Source organism: Corynebacterium stercoris (genome assembly GCF_024160105.1).
Classification (GTDB): domain Bacteria; phylum Actinomycetota; class Actinomycetes; order Mycobacteriales; family Mycobacteriaceae; genus Corynebacterium; species Corynebacterium stercoris.
This window is the reverse complement of record NZ_JAMFTQ010000002.1, coordinates 130413-146896: the sequence shown is the minus strand read 5'-3', so window position 1 is coordinate 146896 and position 16484 is coordinate 130413. Positions and strand designations below refer to the sequence as shown.

The 16484-nt window shown below is 67.2% G+C and carries 17 protein-coding genes; 16 read left to right on the top strand and 1 reads right to left on the bottom strand.

Annotation, left to right across the window (positions count from 1 at the left end; translation table 11 throughout):
- Positions 1-11 precede the first annotated feature (11 nt).
- The 16 genes from fmt to secG all read left to right on the top strand — a co-directional run bounded on the left by fmt (position 12) and on the right by secG (position 15704).
- Positions 12-932 carry a methionyl-tRNA formyltransferase gene (gene fmt, locus M5J20_RS02835; protein WP_253576129.1) on the top strand — a complete coding sequence of 307 codons (921 nt, stop codon included), beginning with the start codon at positions 12-14 and terminating at the stop codon, positions 930-932.
- Positions 929-2419 carry an RsmB/NOP family class I SAM-dependent RNA methyltransferase gene (locus M5J20_RS02830; protein ID WP_253576128.1) on the top strand — a complete coding sequence of 497 codons (1491 nt, stop codon included), beginning with the start codon at positions 929-931 and terminating at the stop codon, positions 2417-2419. Before fmt ends, M5J20_RS02830 begins: the two co-directional genes overlap by 4 nt.
- A 10-nt stretch (positions 2420-2429) precedes the next feature.
- Positions 2430-3092 (top strand): ribulose-phosphate 3-epimerase, encoded by a 663-nt coding sequence (gene rpe, locus M5J20_RS02825; protein ID WP_253576127.1) that lies wholly within the window; start codon positions 2430-2432, stop codon positions 3090-3092.
- Positions 3088-4095: a bifunctional diaminohydroxyphosphoribosylaminopyrimidine deaminase/5-amino-6-(5-phosphoribosylamino)uracil reductase RibD gene (ribD, locus tag M5J20_RS02820; protein WP_437177614.1), complete on the top strand. Its 1008-nt coding sequence runs from the start codon at positions 3088-3090 to the stop codon at positions 4093-4095. The genes rpe and ribD overlap by 5 nt, the downstream gene beginning before the upstream one ends.
- Before the next feature lie 3 nt (positions 4096-4098).
- Positions 4099-4704, top strand: coding sequence for a riboflavin synthase (locus M5J20_RS02815; RefSeq protein ID WP_253576125.1), 606 nt, complete (start codon positions 4099-4101; stop codon positions 4702-4704).
- Positions 4697-5950 carry a bifunctional 3,4-dihydroxy-2-butanone-4-phosphate synthase/GTP cyclohydrolase II gene (locus M5J20_RS02810; protein ID WP_253576124.1) on the top strand — a complete coding sequence of 418 codons (1254 nt, stop codon included), beginning with the start codon at positions 4697-4699 and terminating at the stop codon, positions 5948-5950. The genes M5J20_RS02815 and M5J20_RS02810 overlap by 8 nt, the downstream gene beginning before the upstream one ends.
- Before the next feature lie 45 nt (positions 5951-5995).
- Positions 5996-6481 (top strand): 6,7-dimethyl-8-ribityllumazine synthase, encoded by a 486-nt coding sequence (gene ribH / locus M5J20_RS02805; protein WP_253576123.1) that lies wholly within the window; start codon positions 5996-5998, stop codon positions 6479-6481.
- A gap of 46 nt (positions 6482-6527) precedes the next feature.
- The gene (locus M5J20_RS02800; protein WP_253576122.1) at positions 6528-7061 is read left to right on the top strand and encodes a PH domain-containing protein; all 534 of its coding nucleotides are present in this window, start codon (positions 6528-6530) and stop codon (positions 7059-7061) included.
- 8 nt (positions 7062-7069) lie between these two features.
- Positions 7070-9160 carry an excinuclease ABC subunit UvrC gene (gene uvrC, locus M5J20_RS02795; protein WP_253576121.1) on the top strand — a complete coding sequence of 697 codons (2091 nt, stop codon included), beginning with the start codon at positions 7070-7072 and terminating at the stop codon, positions 9158-9160.
- 1 nt (position 9161) lies between these two features.
- Positions 9162-10058 (top strand): RNase adapter RapZ, encoded by an 897-nt coding sequence (rapZ, locus tag M5J20_RS02790; RefSeq protein WP_437177611.1) that lies wholly within the window; start codon positions 9162-9164, stop codon positions 10056-10058.
- A gap of 98 nt (positions 10059-10156) precedes the next feature.
- Entirely contained in the window at positions 10157-11137 is a 981-nt protein-coding gene (locus tag M5J20_RS02785) for a gluconeogenesis factor YvcK family protein (RefSeq protein WP_253576117.1), read from the top strand.
- A gap of 38 nt (positions 11138-11175) precedes the next feature.
- On the top strand, positions 11176-12171 hold the full coding sequence (gene whiA / locus M5J20_RS02780) for a DNA-binding protein WhiA (RefSeq protein ID WP_253576115.1): 996 nt from the start codon (positions 11176-11178) through the stop codon (positions 12169-12171).
- Positions 12172-12244: 73 nt separating this feature from the next.
- Entirely contained in the window at positions 12245-13255 is a 1011-nt protein-coding gene (gap, locus tag M5J20_RS02775; RefSeq protein WP_253576113.1) for a type I glyceraldehyde-3-phosphate dehydrogenase, read from the top strand.
- Positions 13256-13359: 104 nt separating this feature from the next.
- Positions 13360-14577, top strand: a complete 1218-nt coding sequence (locus tag M5J20_RS02770) for a phosphoglycerate kinase (protein ID WP_253576111.1) — start codon at positions 13360-13362, stop codon at positions 14575-14577.
- Between the two features lie 37 nt (positions 14578-14614).
- Positions 14615-15388: a triose-phosphate isomerase gene (gene tpiA, locus M5J20_RS02765; protein WP_253576109.1), complete on the top strand. Its 774-nt coding sequence runs from the start codon at positions 14615-14617 to the stop codon at positions 15386-15388.
- Between the two features lie 73 nt (positions 15389-15461).
- Positions 15462-15704, top strand: a complete 243-nt coding sequence (secG, locus tag M5J20_RS02760) for a preprotein translocase subunit SecG (protein ID WP_253576107.1) — start codon at positions 15462-15464, stop codon at positions 15702-15704.
- Between the two features lie 56 nt (positions 15705-15760).
- Here secG and pgl read toward each other — a convergent pair whose 3' ends face one another.
- Positions 15761-16483: a 6-phosphogluconolactonase gene (pgl, locus tag M5J20_RS02755; protein WP_253576105.1), complete on the bottom strand. Its 723-nt coding sequence runs from the start codon at positions 16481-16483 to the stop codon at positions 15761-15763.
- Position 16484 lies beyond the last annotated feature (1 nt).

Sequence of the window (16484 nt, the reverse complement as noted above, 5' to 3'; positions counted from 1 at the left end):
AGGAGACCGCCATGCGCCTAGTGTTCGCGGGCACCCCGGAACCCGCCGTCGAGTCGCTCAAGCAGCTCATTGAGTCGCGCCACGAGGTCGTCGCCGTGCTCACGCGCCCCGACGCCCGCAAGGGACGCGGACGCACGCTGCATCCGTCGCCAGTCAAGGCGCTCGCCGAGCAGCACGGCATCGAGGTGCTCACCCCGGAGACCTTGAAGGACAACGCCGAGATCCGCGAGCGTCTGCGCGAGCTTGCACCGGATTGCATCCCGGTGGTGGCCTACGGCAACCTCATCCCCGCCGACATGCTGGATATCCCCACCCACGGCTGGGTGAACCTGCACTTTTCCCTGCTGCCCGAGTGGCGCGGTGCGGCGCCTGTGCAGCGCGCCATCCTCAACGGCGACACCGAGACCGGCGCCACCGTCTTCCGCATCGACGAGGGGCTGGACACCGGCGACATCCTGCATGTGCTGGTTGAGCCGGTGGTTTCCGACGACACCTCCGACGAGCTGCTCGCCCGCCTCGCGTTCGCTGGCGCCGTCACGCTCGTCGAGGCGATGGACGGGCTCGAAGCGGGCACCATCGAGCCTCAGCCGCAGCGCGAGGAAGGCACGTACGCTCCCAAAATAACCGTCGATGAGGCCCGCATCGACTGGACCCAGCCGGCAGAGATCGTCGACCGCGCCATCCGCGCCTACACCACCGCGCCGGGCGCCTGGACCACGCTGAACGGCGACCGCGTCAAGGTGGACCGCGTGACTCCGACCGAAACGAGCGAACTCGCGCCGGGCGAGGTTGCGGCGACGAAGAAAGAGGTCCGGGTGGGCACCGGGACGAACGACGTGGTGCTCAGCCGCATCCAGCCGCCGGGCAAGAAGATGATGGCTGCCGCCGATTGGGCGCGTGGCACGGACACTGAGGGGATGAGGTTCGAATGAGCGGCGGATTCAGGTCCCGGTCAGCCGGGCGGCGGGAGCAGCCGAAGAAGGAATCGGCGGGACAGGGCAAGCCGCGCCAGGACCGGGCCGCAGGTCAGGATCGGGCGACAGGCCGAGACCGCTACAGCGTGAAGGGCCGCCCGGCATCGATCGGGGACGCGCCGCGCGAGGCCGCGTTCGAGGTCATCCTCCGCGTCGCGCGCGACGGGGCGTTCGCCAACCTCACGCTGCCGGGACTGCTCAAGGAGCGCAAGATCAAGGGCCGCGACGCGGCGTTCGCCACCGAGCTCACGTACGGCACGCTGCGCACCCTCGGTGTGCTCGACGCCGTGATCGCGGAGAATTCTTCCCGCGAGCTGGAGCGCATTGCCCCCGAGGTGCTCGCCGCGCTGCGCCTGGGCACCTACCAGCTCCTGTACACCCGCGTCGACGACCACGCTGCTGTGGACACCTCGGTGCGCCTGGTGGAGGCGGCGAACCAGGGCCAGGCGAAGGGCTTCGCAAACGGGGTGCTGCGCTCCATCGCACGCACCCCGGCGGAAACGTGGCTGGAGCGCGTCGCGCCCGCAGGTGAGCTGGAGCGCCTCGCGTTCTCCCACGCGCACCCCGCGTGGATTGCGCGCAGCTTCGCGACGGCACTGGGAGAGCACGCAGAGGCGGAACTCGACGCCGCACTCGCCGCTGACTCGGAGCGCCCCATTGTGCACCTCGTGGCGCGCCCGGGCGAGATTAGCGCCGAGGAGCTCGCGCTGACCACCGGCGGCGAGGAGGGCAAGTACTCTCCGTACGCGGTCTACCTGGCAGAGGGTGATCCGGGCCAGCTGCAGGAGGTCCGCGAGGGCCTCGCCGGCGTGCAGGACGAGGGTTCCCAGCTCATCGCCCGCGCCGCCGCCGAAGTGCCGGTCGAGGACGACCGCGGCCGCTGGCTGGACCTTTGTGCGGGCCCCGGCGGCAAAGCTGCGCTCATGGGCTCGCTCGCCGCAATCGACGGCGCGCACGTCGACGCAATCGAGATCGCCCCGCACCGCGCCGAGCTCATCCGCAAGGCGGTGGGCGATCTGCCGGTCACCGTCCACGTCGCCGACGGCCGCGACCCCGGGCTCGAACCGGGCTACGACCGTGTCCTCGTCGACGCGCCGTGCTCGGGGCTGGGTGCGTTACGACGCCGCCCCGAGGCCCGCTGGGTCAAGAGCGAGGCCGATATTGCAGAGCTGAACCCGCTGCAGTCCGAGCTGCTCGCCTCCGCGGTGCGTCTCGTCAAGCCGGGCGGTGTGATCGTCTACTCCACGTGCTCTCCGGATGTGCGGGAGACGAGGGCGATCGTCGATAAGCAACTTGCCCTGGGCGGGGTCGAGGAGCTGGACGCGCGCGCCTACGTCGGGGACATGGGCGACGTCGGCGATGACCTGAGCGTGCAGATGTGGCCGCACCGGCACGGTACGGATGCGATGTTCCTCGCGGTACTCCGCAAGACGGTTGAGAGCTAGGGTTGAGACCATGATCTACATCGCCCCCTCCATCCTTGCGGCGGATTACGCCGCGCTCGGCGACGACGTGCGCAAGGTGCCCAACGCCGACCTCATCCACGTGGACATCATGGACGGCCACTTCGTGCCCAACCTGTCCTTCGGCCCGGACGTGACCAAGGCCGTGAACGGGGTGACGGACCAGTTCCTGGACATGCACCTGATGATCGAGGAGCCGGAGCGCTGGTTCGAGACGTACGTCAACGCGGGCGGCGACCGCCTGGTGTTCCACGTCGAGGCGGTGGAGGACCACGTTGCGGCCGCGAAGCAGTGCCGCGACCTGGGCGTGCAGTCGGGTTTCGCCATCAAGCCGAAGACCCCCATCGAGCCGTATCTGGATGACTTGGAGCACTTCGACCAGGTGATGGTCATGAGCGTGGAGCCGGGCTTCGGCGGCCAGAAGTTCATGCCCGAGGTGCTGGGCAAGGTAATGGCGCTGCGCGACCGGATCCGCGAGGAGGGGCTGGACACCATCATCGGCATCGACGGCGGCATCGCGAACTCCACGATTGCGCAGGCAGCTGAGGCGGGCGTGGACGCGTTCGTCGCGGGCTCGGCCGTATTCGGCGCTGATGACCCGGCCGCGGCCGTGGAACGCCTTCGCGAGCTGGCGAAGGAGGCGGCGGGCGATTAGCGCACCTTTGGACGCCGCAGTGCTCGCCACTGCGGCCAGCGCCGCGATCCTGGCGGGGGAGTCCGTGCGCGGGCGCACCTCCCCGAACCCGCCGGTGGGCTGCGCGCTTGTCGACGCTTCCGGGGAGCTCATCGCCACCGGCGCCACCGAACCCGCCGGCGGCGCGCACGCCGAGGCAGTGGCGCTGCGGGAAGCGGGGGAGCGCGCCCGGGGCGCGACCGCGGTGGTGACACTCGAGCCCTGCAACCACACCGGCCGCACTGGCCCGTGCTCGCACGCGTTGGTGGAGGCCGGGGTGGGCGAGGTGGTGTACCTCACCGCTGACCCGAACCCGCTGGCCGCCGGTGGCGCGGATTTCCTGCGCGAACACGGGGTGGCGGTGCAGCACATGCCGATCCGCGTCGGCGCGTTGCAGCCTTGGCTGCACGCTGTGCGCCGCGGCAGGCCGTGCGTGACCTGGAAGTTCGCAGCTACGCTCGACGGTTTCACCGCCGCGGCCGACGGCACCAGCCAGTGGATAACCGGCGCCGAGTCGCGCGAGCTGGTGCACGAGGACCGCGCGACTCGCGACGCAATCATCGTCGGCACGGGCACGGCGCTTGCCGACGATCCTTCCCTGACCGCCCGGCACCCCGACGGCAGCCTCTACGCGCACCAGCCGCGGCGGGTAGTCGTCGGCTCGCGGGCAGTGCCGACGGGAACGAATCTGGATCGCCTGGGCTACGAGCAGTACGCGACGCCGGAGGAGGCGCTCGCGGCACTGTGGGAATCGGGTGCCCGAGACGTGCTGCTGGAAGGCGGCGCGGGCCTGGCGCAGAGCTTCCTGAGTGCCGGGCTGGTGGACATGGTGCAGGCGTACCTCGCCCCGGCGCTGCTCGGCGCAGGCCGCGGCGTGCTCGGCGGGCCGGTCGCCGCCACACTGGCCGAGGCGCACCGCTTCACGAGGACGCTGGTGCGTCCGGTGGGCGACGACGTATTGATTGAGCTGGAGAGGAGCGACTAACCGGTGTTTACGGGGCTTGTCGAGGAAGTTGGAAGCGTCGAAAAGCTCGAGTCCCTGGGGGACGCCGTGCGGATCGCGGTGCGCGCCCCGCTGGTGACCTCGGACGCCAAGCCCGGGGACTCCATCGCCGTCGACGGCGTGTGCCTCACCGTGGTCGAGGCGGCCGAAGGGGTGTTCACCGCAGACGTGATGCGCGAGACGCTGAACCGCTCGCGGGTGGGCAGCTACGGGGCGGGCACGCGGGTGAACCTGGAGCGGGCACTTGCCGCCGGGGCGCGGCTCGGCGGGCACATCGTGCAGGGGCACGTGGACGGGCGCGCGGAGCTCATCTCCCGTACCGCGTCGGAGCACTGGGAGGTGTTCCGCTTCAGCTTGCCCCCGGCGCTGGCGCGGTACGTGGTGGAGAAAGGCTCCATCGCAATCAACGGCACATCCTTGACCGTCTCGGCGGTCGGGGAGGACTGGTTCGAGGTGTCACTCATCCCCACCACGCTGCGCGAGACCACACACGGCGAGCTCGCAGTCGGGGAGACGGTGAACCTCGAGGTGGACATTGTGGCCAAGTACGTCGAAAAAATGGTGGGGGCTAGAGTAAACCCCCATGAGTGAGAACGCCCGCCTGGACTCTGTGGAGGACGCCATCGCAGCTATCGCCCGCGGCGAAGCGGTTGTGGTGGTGGACGACGAAGGCCGGGAAAACGAGGGCGACCTCATCTTCGCAGCCGAACTGGCGACGCCCGAGCTGGTGGCGTTCATGGTGCGCTACACCTCCGGCTACATCTGTGTGTCCATGGCAGATGAGCGCGCGACTGCGCTCGACCTGCCGCCGATGACCGCCCAGAACCAGGATGCGCGCGGCACCGCGTACGCAGTCACCGTGGACGCCGCCACCGGCACCACCGGCATCTCTGCGCGCTCGCGAGCGGAAACAATGCTGCGTCTGGCAGACCCCGCGTCCACGCCGGAAGATTTCACCCGCCCCGGCCACGTCGTGCCGCTGCGCGCCAGGGACGGCGGTGTGTTGGCCCGCGACGGGCACACCGAAGCGGCGGTGGATCTGGCTCGCCTCGCCGGTCTGGCGCCCGTCGGCGCGCTCTGCGAAATCGTGTCCGAGGACGACCCGACCGATATGGCGCGCTTCGACGAGCTGCGCCGCTTCGCCGACGAGCACGGCTTGCGCATGATCTCGATTGAGCAGCTCATCGCGCACATTCGGCGCGTGGAGCGCGCGGTGGAGCGCGTCACTGAAACTCGCTTGCCGACGGAGTTCGGGGAATTCACCGCCTACGGTTACCGCAACGCACTGGACGGCTCCGAGCACATTGCCCTGGTTGTTGGCGATGTCGCCGGCGGCGAGGACGTGCTGGTTCGCGTGCACTCGGAGTGCCTCACCGGAGACGTGTTTGCCTCCCGCCGCTGCGATTGCGGCCCGCAACTGCACGAATCGATGCGGCGCGTGCAGGAGGCCGGCCGCGGCGTCGTCGTCTACGTGCGCGGGCACGAAGGCCGCGGCATCGGGCTGCTGGCCAAGCTCGAGGCCTACCGCCTGCAGGACGCCGGCATGGACACCGTCGACGCGAACTTGGAGCAGGGCTTGCCTATCGACGCCCGCGAGTATTCCGTCGCCGGGCAGATCCTGGCGGATCTGGGACTCGCGTCCTTTACCGTGCTTTCCAACAACCCGGAGAAGGTGGACGCTCTGGACGGCTTCGGACCGGAGGTGCTGGGACGCACTAGGATCGAAATCGTTCCGTCGCACGACAACATCGTGTACCTGCGCACCAAGCGCGACCGGATGGGCCACGACTTGGAGCGCGTGGGCGAATACCTCGCCGAGCACCCGGAACTTTCGTAGCTTTCACCTCTTATACCGCCCCACATCACAAGGAGCTTGCACGCAATGTCTACCACCGGAGCCCCCGAGGAGTACCAGATACGTGCGGAGGGCTTGACCCTCGCCGTCGTGTCCACCCGCTGGAACGATATGGTGGTAGACCAGCTGCAGGAGCGCGCGCTGGCGACGGCGAACGAGCTCGGTGTGAAGGTGGATTCTTACCAGGTGGACGGTTCCCTGGAGCTGCCCGTGGTGGTGCAGGCGTGCGCCCGCCGGTACGACGCGGTGGTGGCGCTGGGCTGCGTCATCCGCGGCGAAACCGCCCACTTCACCTACGTCTGCCAGTCCGTCACGGAGGGACTCACCCGCATCGCGCTCGACGAGGGCACCCCGATCGGCAACGGCGTGCTGACCGTCGAGGATGAGGACCAGGCGTACGAGCGCGCCGGTGGCGAAGACGCCAAAGAAGACAAAGGCGCTGAGGCAGTTCGCGCCGCGGTCAGCGCCGCCTTGGAGCTGCGCAAAGTACGCGCATTGCCGATCAAGGACTAGTATCAACCGGAAGTTTGACCACAACGCCTAAGGGAAGCGCAGGACCGTGAGCGAGAAGCAGCACCAGGACCGCCGAGTCAGCGACCAGGAACTCGCGTACCTCACCGCCCTCGACCCGCACGCCGCGACGTCGACGAAGCCGTGGGAATTCGAGGCGCGCTCCCCGTACCTGCGCCGCGCCGCCGTCATCTGGATCATCGTGGTGATGGCCGTGCACATCTTCATGGCCGCCGTGGTGGATGTCGAGTTCACTGGTGTCGCCATTACCGGGGTGGACAAGTTCGCCTTTGTCGGCGTCGGTCTGATCATTTCCGTGGTGTCCTGGATCTGCCTGACCCGCCCGCGCGTGCGCGCGAACGAGGACGGCGTGCAGGTGATCAACATCATCGGCACCAGGTTCTACCCGTGGACTGTGATCTACGGACTGACTTTCCCGAAGGGGTCGCGCATGGCGCGTCTCGAGCTCCCCGATTTCGAGTATGTGCCGCTATGGGCCATCCACGCCGGGGATAAGGAACGGGCGCTGAAGGCAGTGGATGATTTCCGCGTCCTCGAAGCCAAGTACATGCCGGAGGATTAAACACACACGTGGCAAACCCGAAGGATTACCGCCCGGCGCCGGGGACTATCCCCACGGAGCCGGGCGTCTATAAATTCCGCGATGCAAACGGCCGCGTCGTCTACGTGGGCAAAGCGAAGAACCTGCGCGCCCGCCTGAACAACTACTTCCAGCCGCCCAAGACGCTGCACCCGCGGACGCGCCAGATGGTGTTCACCGCCGCCAGCGTGGAGTGGACGGTGGTGTCCAGCGAGGTCGAGGCACTCCAGCTGGAATACACATGGATCAAGCGGTTCGACCCGTGGTTCAACGTCATGTACCGCGACGACAAGACGTACCCGATGCTCGCGGTGAGCGTGAAGGAGCGTTACCCGCGCGCGTTCTTCTACCGCGGCCCCAAACGCAAGGGCGTGCGCTACTTCGGCCCCTTCTCCCACGCCTGGGCGGTGCGCGAAACGCTTGACCTGCTCACGCGCGTCTTCCCCATCCGTACCTGCTCAAACGGCGTGTTCAACCGCCACGAGGCGCTGGGCCGGCCGTGCCTGCTCGGCTACATCGACAAATGCTCGGCGCCGTGCGTCGGCAGGGTGACGGAAGCGGAGTACGACGAGATTGTCACAGGGTTCATGGGGTTCATGTCCGGCCGCTCTGAGCCGCTGGTGCGCGGCATCACGCAGCAGATGCAGGAGGCTGCGGAAAACCTCGAGTTTGAGAAGGCCGCCCGGCTGCGCGACGATCTCGGCGCCGTGAACAAGGTCATGGAGCGCCAGACGGTGGTGCTCAGCACCGACACCGACGCGGATGTTATCGCATTCGCCACCGACGAGCTCGAGGCCGCGGTGCAGATCTTCACCGTGCGCGACGGCCGCATCCGTTCCCAGCGCGGCTGGGTCGTGGAGAAAACCGGCGACGAGCCGGGGAGCATGGAGCGTCTCGACGAAGGGGTTGAAGACCCGGCACTTCCGGTGCTCATGCAGAACTTCCTGGTGCAGTACTACTCCGACGCAGTGGAACGCGTGCGCCAGGAAGAGGAAGAAGACGCGAAGCTGCGCGCGCAGAAGGTGCGCCGCCGCGGCGTTGACCAGGAATCGCGCGCGCAGGTGAAGCCGCCGATGCCGGTGCCGCGCGAAATCTTGGTGGAGACGCTGCCGGAAGAGCTGGAGGAGGTCACCGAGCTGCTTCAGCAGATGCGCGGCGCCCAGGTGGACATCCGCGTGCCGCAGCGCGGCGACAAGCGCGCGCTCATGGAGACGGTGCACAAGAACGCCGCCGAGGCGCTGCACCAGCACAAGCTCAAGCGGGTCGGCGACCTCACTGCCCGCTCCCAGGCGCTGCAGGACATCCAGGACGCGCTGTACATGGATGAGGCGCCGCTGCGCATCGAGTGCACGGATATTTCCCACATTCAAGGCACCGACGTGGTCGCGTCCCTCGTGGTGTTCGAGGATGGCTTGCCGAAGAAGAACGACTACCGCCGCTACCGCATCAAGGAGGCGGCCGGTAACGGGCGTTCCGACGACGTCGGCTCCATCGCCGAGGTCACCCGCCGCCGCTTCAAGCGGTACAACGAGGACAAGCTCGCCAACCCCGATGAGGCGGCAGAGGAGCAGACGTTTGCCGACGAAAGGGAGGAGGACGGCGTGGAGACGACCGGCGGTGCGTCGTCGAAACGCTTCGCCTACCCGCCGCAGCTCTTTATCGTCGACGGCGGCAAGCCCCAGGTGAACGCGGCGCAGGCCGTGTTCGACGAGCTGGGTATCGTGGATGTGCAGCTCATCGGCCTCGCGAAGCGCCTCGAGGAAATCTGGGTGCCGGACGACGACGAGCCGGTGATCCTGCCCCGCAACTCCGAGGGCATGTACCTGTTGCAGCAGATCCGCGACGAGGCGCACCGCTTCGCCATCACGTACCACCGCCAGCAGCGCTCCAAGCGCATGCGTGCATCCGCCCTCGACGCGGTGCCGGGCCTCGGGCCGGCGCGGCGCACGGACTTGGTCAAGCACTTCGGCAGCGTGAAGAAGATCAAGGAAGCGTCGCTGGAGGAGATCCAGGAGGTCAAGGGAGTCGGGCCGAAGCTTGCGCAGACAATCTTCGACCATTTGCACGCCGAGGACAGTTAGGATGTGCCCTATGCGCAACGAGGAGCACACAACGCCGCAGGAACTGCGCCCCGTGATCATCACCGGCCTCTCCGGCGGCGGTTTGTCCACTGCTGCGAAGGTGTTCGAGGACAAGGGCTACTTCGTGTCCCAGAACCTCCCGCCGCGGCTCATCTTGGACCTCGTGGACATGGTCGCCGCCGAGGATTCCCCGGTGGAGCACCTCGCCGTGGTCACGGATGTACGCGCGCGGATGTTCGGCTCGCTCATGGAGACCATCGAGCAGATCCGCGCCCGCGGGTACTCGCCGTTCGTGCTCTTCCTGGAAGCGCGTGATGAGGTGCTCATCCGCCGCTTCGATTCGGTGCGCCGCACCCACCCGCTGCAGGGCGGGGACACGCTGCAAGACGGCATCACGCGCGAGCGCGAGGAGATCGCCGCCGTACGCGCTACCGCCGATGTCATCATCGATACCTCCAACCTTTCGGTGCATGATCTGCGCCGGGCGGTGGAAGCCTCCGTCGGCGAGCTGGCGATCGGCCGCCAGCACATCACCGTCGAATCCTTCGGGTTCAAGCACGGCTCCCCGCGGGACGCGGACCTGATCCTGGACGTGCGCTTCCTGCCTAACCCTTACTGGGTGGAGGAGCTGCGCGAATTCCGCGGCGTGGATAAGCCGGTGTCGGACTACGTGCTCTCCCAGCCGGGCGCAACCGAATTCGTCGACAACCTCATGCAGCTGCTGTCTTCCACGCTCGCCGGATACCGCCACGAGGGCAAGGACTTCATCACCGTCGGCATCGGCTGCACCGGCGGGCACCACCGCTCCGTCGCAGTTTCCGAGGAGCTCGGGCGCAGGCTGCGCCAGCTCGGCACGGTCGACGTCAACGTCATGCACCGCGACCTCGAGCGCCACTAACTCTTCCCCCGCCCGCCGCAACCCGCGCGGCCTCGCACCCCGGCAAACGTCGGCACGCGTGCGAGGCGTACCACCCGCACCCAGAAAGGCTTTCACCGTTGACCCCCACTTCGACCGGCTCCCCGACGTTTACGTGCCTCGGCGGCGGCCACGGCTTGTACCAGACGTTGCTGTCCGCCCGGGCGGCTGACGCTGCCTGGATTAACGCCGTGGTCACCGTCGCGGACGACGGCGGGTCCTCCGGCCGGCTGAGGCGGGAACTGGACATCATTCCCCCGGGGGATCTGCGCATGGCGCTGGCGGCGCTCACCGCGGACACGGAAGAGGGACATCTGTGGCGGAGCATGCTGCAGCACCGCTTCGGCGGCAACGGCGCGATGGCCGGGCACGCGGTGGGCAACCTGATCCTGGCGGGACTCACTGATCAGCAGGGCGACATGCAGGTGGCGCTGGATACTGTCGCGCGCTGGACGGGCTCGGTCGGGCGCGTGGTGCCGATGTGCGCCGAGCCGCTGCAGATCGAGGCCGACGTTGCCGGGCTCGACGACGACCCGCGCGTGCTGCGATCCGTGCGCGGCCAGGTCGCGGTGGCGACGACACCTGGTGCGGTGCGCCGCGTGCGGCTGCTGCCGGAGAGCCCACGCGCGACGCAGGAGGCCGTCGACGCGATTCTGGACGCCGATGTTGTCACCATCGGCCCTGGCTCCTGGTTCTCCTCAGTAATCCCGCACTTGCTGGTGCCCGACATCGTCGACGCGCTGAACCGCACTGAGGCGACGGTCACCGTCATCTTGAACCTCTCGCCGGAGGCGGGCGAGACACACGGTTTCACCACCGAGCGCCACATCCACGTGTTCGGGCAGCATGCGCCCGACTTGCGGGTGGATTACTTCCTCGCGGACAACTTCGTGAGCCCGACAGAGGGGGAGCGCACTCACTTGCGGCGCGCCGCGTCCGGCATCGGGGCGGAGATCGTGTTCCGGGACGTGCGCGAGTCCCACACGGAGGGCGACGGCTTCAACAGGCACGATCCGGCGAAGCTCGCAGCCGCGCTCCTCGAGCTGATGGACGCACGTTAGACTACAAACCGGCTATTGCCTGACGAAAGGATTTCTCGGTGGCGCTGACGGCGAAGGTGAAGGACGAACTGCTCGGGGTGCGCCGCACCAGCGCCGAGGCTCGCGCCGCCGAGGCAGCAGCGTTGATCCGCTTCGGCGGCGTGATTGAGCCGTCGTCGCGAAGCGTTGCCCTGATCTGCGACTTCGCCGAGTTGCGGGTCGCGCAGCGCCTTGCCATGCTTCTCGACGATTGCTGCGGAGTCGCCAGCACGATCGAGACCGTGGAGCCGGGCAGCGCCAGCAAGGAGGCGCGCTACCGGCTCACCGTCGATGACGGTGCGGAGGACGTGATCCGCAAGCTCAAGCTTGTTACCCCGTCCGGGCACGCGATTGTGGGCATGCCGCGTCAGGTTATTTCTGGCTCGATCGCGGCGGTGGAGGCGGCGTGGGCCGGTGCCTTTCTCGCTCGCGGCTCGCTGACCGAACCCGGCCGCACTGCCGCGCTCGAGGTGGCTTGCCCGGGACAGGAAGCGGCACTCGCGCTTGTCGGGCTGGCGCGCCGCCTCGGTGTCGCCGCCAAAACCCGCGAAACGCGTGGCGTGGAGCGCATCTCGATCCGCGACGGCGAAACCATCGGCATCCTGCTCAGCCGCATGGGTGCGCAGCGGGCGCGCTTGGAATGGGACGAAAAACGCAAGACGAAGCAGCTCGGGGCGCGTACGGGGCAACGCCTGGCGACGTTCGACGACGCCAACACGCGGCGCTCCGCACAGGCGGCAGCGACGGCGGCGCGGCGTGTGGAGCGGGCGCTGGAGATTCTCGGCGACGACGTGCCCGAGCACCTCGCCGAGGCCGGTTTCTTGCGCGTCGAGCACCGGCACGCGTCGCTGGAGGAGCTGGGCCGACTTGCCGAACCGCAAATGACGAAGGATGCCGTCGCCGGGCGGATCCGCAGGTTGCTGTCGCTTGCCGACAAGCGGGCAGTGGAGTTGGGGATACCAGACACGCAGGCGTTCATCGACGAAAATCACTCCTGCACGTCTGAGAGTACCTAAGTACACTTGGTGCCATCGGGCCACGCAGGCTCGGCTAGTCAAAAGAATTCCACTGTAACGAGGAGTATTACCTGTGACTACCCGCATTGGCATCAACGGTTTTGGCCGCATCGGCCGCTCGGCATTCCGCATCATCGCCGACAAGTACGAGGGCGAGCTCGAGGTCGTGAAGATCAACGACCTGACCGACAACAAGACCTTGGCTCACCTCCTGAAGTACGACACCGCTTACGGCCAGTTCGGCAAGGAGGTTTCCTTCGACGAGGAGTCCATCACCGTTGACGGCCGCCGCATCGAGGTCACCGCTGAGAAGGATCCGGCCAACCTGGGCTGGGGCGACGCAAACGTGGACATCGTTCTCGATTGCACCGGCCGCTTCACCAACGGCGAGGACGCCAAGGCCCACATCGACGCTGGCGCGAAGAAGGTCATCATCTCCGCACCGGGCAAGAACGTCGACGGCACCTACGTCTGGGGTGTGAACCACACCGATTACACCGGCGAGCAGACCATCATCTCCGCCGCTTCCTGCACCACCAACTCCCTTGCACCGGTCGCTAAGGTGCTGGATGAGACCTTCGGCATCAAGTCCGGCCTCATGACCACCATCCACGCTTACACCGGCGACCAGCGCATCCAGGACGCTCCGCACAAGGACCTGCGCCGCGCTCGCGCTGCTGCGCAGAACATCGTGCCGACTACCACGGGCGCCGCAAAAGCTGTCTCCCTGGTGCTGCCGAACCTCGAGGGCAAGCTCGACGGCTTCGCAATGCGTGTGCCGACTATTACCGGCTCCGCCACCGACCTCACCGTGACCCTGAACAAGGACGTCACCGTGGACGAGGTCAACGAGGCCATCAAGAACGCTGTGCAGGATGAGCTCTTCGGCCAGGCGCTGGAGTACACCGAGGACCCGATCGTGTCCTCCGACATCATCGGCAACACCCACGGCGCCATCTTCGATGCCGGCATGACCCGCGTCATCGACGGCAACCTGGTGAAGATCATCTCCTGGTACGACAACGAGTGGTCCTACACCTCCCAGTACGTGCGCATGACCAAGCACGTTGCGGACCAGCTCTAACCCGCAATTGCCGTAAATCCAGGGGGGCCCGGTGCGTGCGCGAAGCACGCCCCGGGCCCTTCGCAGTATCACCCATTCCCCCCAAATTCCTAGGAGAACACCTGATGGCTACCCAGACTCTGCAGCAGCTTCTCGACGAAGGCGTTGACGGCCGCCACGTCCTCGTCCGCTCCGACTTCAACGTGCCCCTCGACGACGAGGGCAACATCACCGACGCCGGCCGCATCGACGCCTCCCTGCCGACGCTCAAGGCGCTTCTCGACGGCGGCGCCAAGGTCATCGTCATGGCCCACCTCGGCCGCCCGAAGGGCGAGGTCAACTCGAAGTACTCCCTCGCTCCGGTTGCCGAGGCGCTGTCCGAGCGCCTCGGCCAGTACGTCGCCCTCGCAGGAGATGTGTCGGGCGAGGACGCGCACGAGCGCGCGAACGGCCTGACCGAGGGCGAGATCATGCTGGTGGAGAACGTCCGTTTCGATCCCCGCGAGACCTCGAAGGACGAGGCTGAGCGCACCGAGTTCGCGAAGGAGCTCGCTGCCCTCGCCGCCGACAACGGCGCGTTCGTCTCCGACGGCTTCGGCGTTGTCCACCGCGCGCAGACCTCGGTCTACGACGTGGCGAAGGAGCTGCCCGCGTACGCAGGTTTCCTGGTGGACAAGGAAGTTGAGACCCTGAGCAAGGTGAAGGACGCTCCGGAGCACCCGTACGTCGTCGTGCTCGGCGGTTCCAAGGTCTCCGACAAGCTCGGCGTGATCAAGGCACTGGCGGAGAAGGCCGACAAGGTGATCATCGGCGGCGGCATGTGCTACACCTTCCTCGCAGCGCAGGGCCACAACGTGCAGAAGTCGCTCCTGCAGGAAGACATGATCGAGACCTGCAAGGAGCTCATGGACACCTACGGCGACAAGCTGCTGCTCCCGGTCGACGTCGCTGCCGCCCCGGAGTTCGACAAGGACGCGGAGAAGAAGATCGTCGGCCTCGACGAGATCCCGGAGGGCTGGATGGGCCTGGACATCGGCCCGGAGACCGCAAAGAACTACGCGGCTGCCATCGAGGATTCCAAGACCGTGTTCTGGAACGGCCCGATGGGCGTGTTTGAGTTCCCGAACTTCGCCGACGGCACCAAGGCAGTTGCCGAGGCCATGATCGCAGCCACTAAGAACAACGACTCCTTCACCGTCGTCGGCGGCGGCGATTCCGCTGCTTCCGTCCGCACCCTCGGTCTGGACGAGGACGGCTTCTCCCACATCTCCACCGGCGGCGGCGCTTCCCTCGAGCTCATCGAGGGCAAGGACCTGCCGGGCGTGGCAGTGCTGTCCAAGTAACCCGAGAACGAACACATTCAAGGAGCTGAAGGAAACTATGGCACGCAAACCGCTTATCGCCGGCAACTGGAAGATGAACCACGACCACCTAGAGGCGATCTCGTCGGCGCAGAAGCTGGCGTTCGCGTTCCCGAAGGACGGCTACGAGTTCGTCGACGTTGCCCTGACCGTCCCGTTCACTGACCTGCGCTCGATCCAGACCCTCGTTGAGGGCGACAAGCTGCAGATCACCTACGGCGCGCAGGATGTCTCGGCGCACGACAACGGCGCCTACACCGGCGAGATCTCCGCAACCATGCTGGAGAAGCTCGGCTGCACCTGGGTTGTCGTCGGCCACTCCGAGCGCCGCGAGTACCACGGTGAGTCCGATGAGCTCGTCGCCGCGAAGGCGAAGAAAGCCATCGAGCACGGCATGCACCCGATCGTGTGCGTGGGCGAGCCACTGGAGATCCGCGAGGAGGGCACTCACGTCGACTACGTCGTGAACCAGACCCGCGCGTCTCTCGAGGGTCTGGACCTGTCGAAGACCGTTATCGCCTACGAGCCGGTGTGGGCTATCGGCACCGGCAAGGTCGCTTCCGCCGAGGACGCGCAGGAAGTGTGCCACGCCATCCGCGAGCTGGTGCGCGAGCTTTCCGACGACGCGACCGCAGACGCGATCCGCATCCTTTACGGCGGTTCCGTGAAGGCGGACACCGTGGCTGAGATCGTCGGCCAGCCGGACGTTGACGGCGGCCTCGTCGGCGGCGCGTCCCTGGACGGCCAGGACTTCGCCAAGCTCGCCGCTGCTGCGGCGAATGCGGTGCAGTAAGCGCCGTCGGCAAGCACCATGCCCCCCGTGTCCGGTTCTCGGGCGCGGGGGTTTGTGGTGTAGGGTTTAGCGCATGACGCTTGCCCTGGAGATCGTGCTGGTCATCACCTCGATTCTGATGGTGGTGTTCGTTCTGCTGCACAAAGGCAAGGGCGGCGGCCTGTCCACCCTCTTCGGTGGTGGCGTGCAGGCAAACCTCTCCGGTTCGACGACGGTGGAGAAGAACCTCGACCGCGTGACTGTGATCCTCTGCCTGATCTGGATCGCCTGCATCATTGGCCTGAACCTAACGCAGACCTTCGCCGTGCCGTCCTAGTGTTGAGACGCGTAACGCCCCTTACCGGCTGGTAGGGGGCGTTTCTTGTGGGATGCTTACGGTGCCGCGTCCTCTGTGACGAAGAGTTCGGTCTCGATCCTGCCCGTCGCACCGGCGACCGGCCACTCCTCGGGGTCCGCACCGCGGGCGAACGCTGCGGCAGCTTCTGCCTTCTCCGCTCCGGACACGAGGAGCCACACGCGGTCCGCCATGCGCACCGCGGGCAGGGTGAGCGTTGCGCGTTCCGACGGTGGCTTCGGGGAATCAGTCACCGCCAGCACCAGCGCATCGGTTTCGCGCACTGCGTCGGTGTGGGGGAACAGCGAGTTGATGTGGCCCTCGCCGCCCATGCCGAGCAGGTGAATGTCGAAACCCTGCGGCGCGTACTGGGCGAGCGTCTCCGCGTAGGCGGCCACCGCGCCGCCCATGTCGCCGCCGTCGAGGCCGTAGCCGTGGATGTTGGCTGCGGGAATCGCGACGTGATCGAGCAGCGCCTCGCGGGCTTGGCCCTCGTTGGAATCGGGGTGGTCGACGGGAACATTGCGCTCGTCGCCGAAGAAGACGTGGACGCGGGCCCAGTCGATGCGGCATTCTTCGGCCTCGAGCTCTGCAATCCGGCGCAATAGCGCGATGCCGGCGGTACCGCCAGTGAGCACTAGGCGTGCGGTGCCGTCGGCGTTGGCGCCGCCGCGCGGGTCGTTCTGGATGGCTGTGACGGTGTCGATGAGGCGTGCGGAGGCGGCGTCGATAAGCGCTGGAAGCTCCGGGAAAATCTGCATG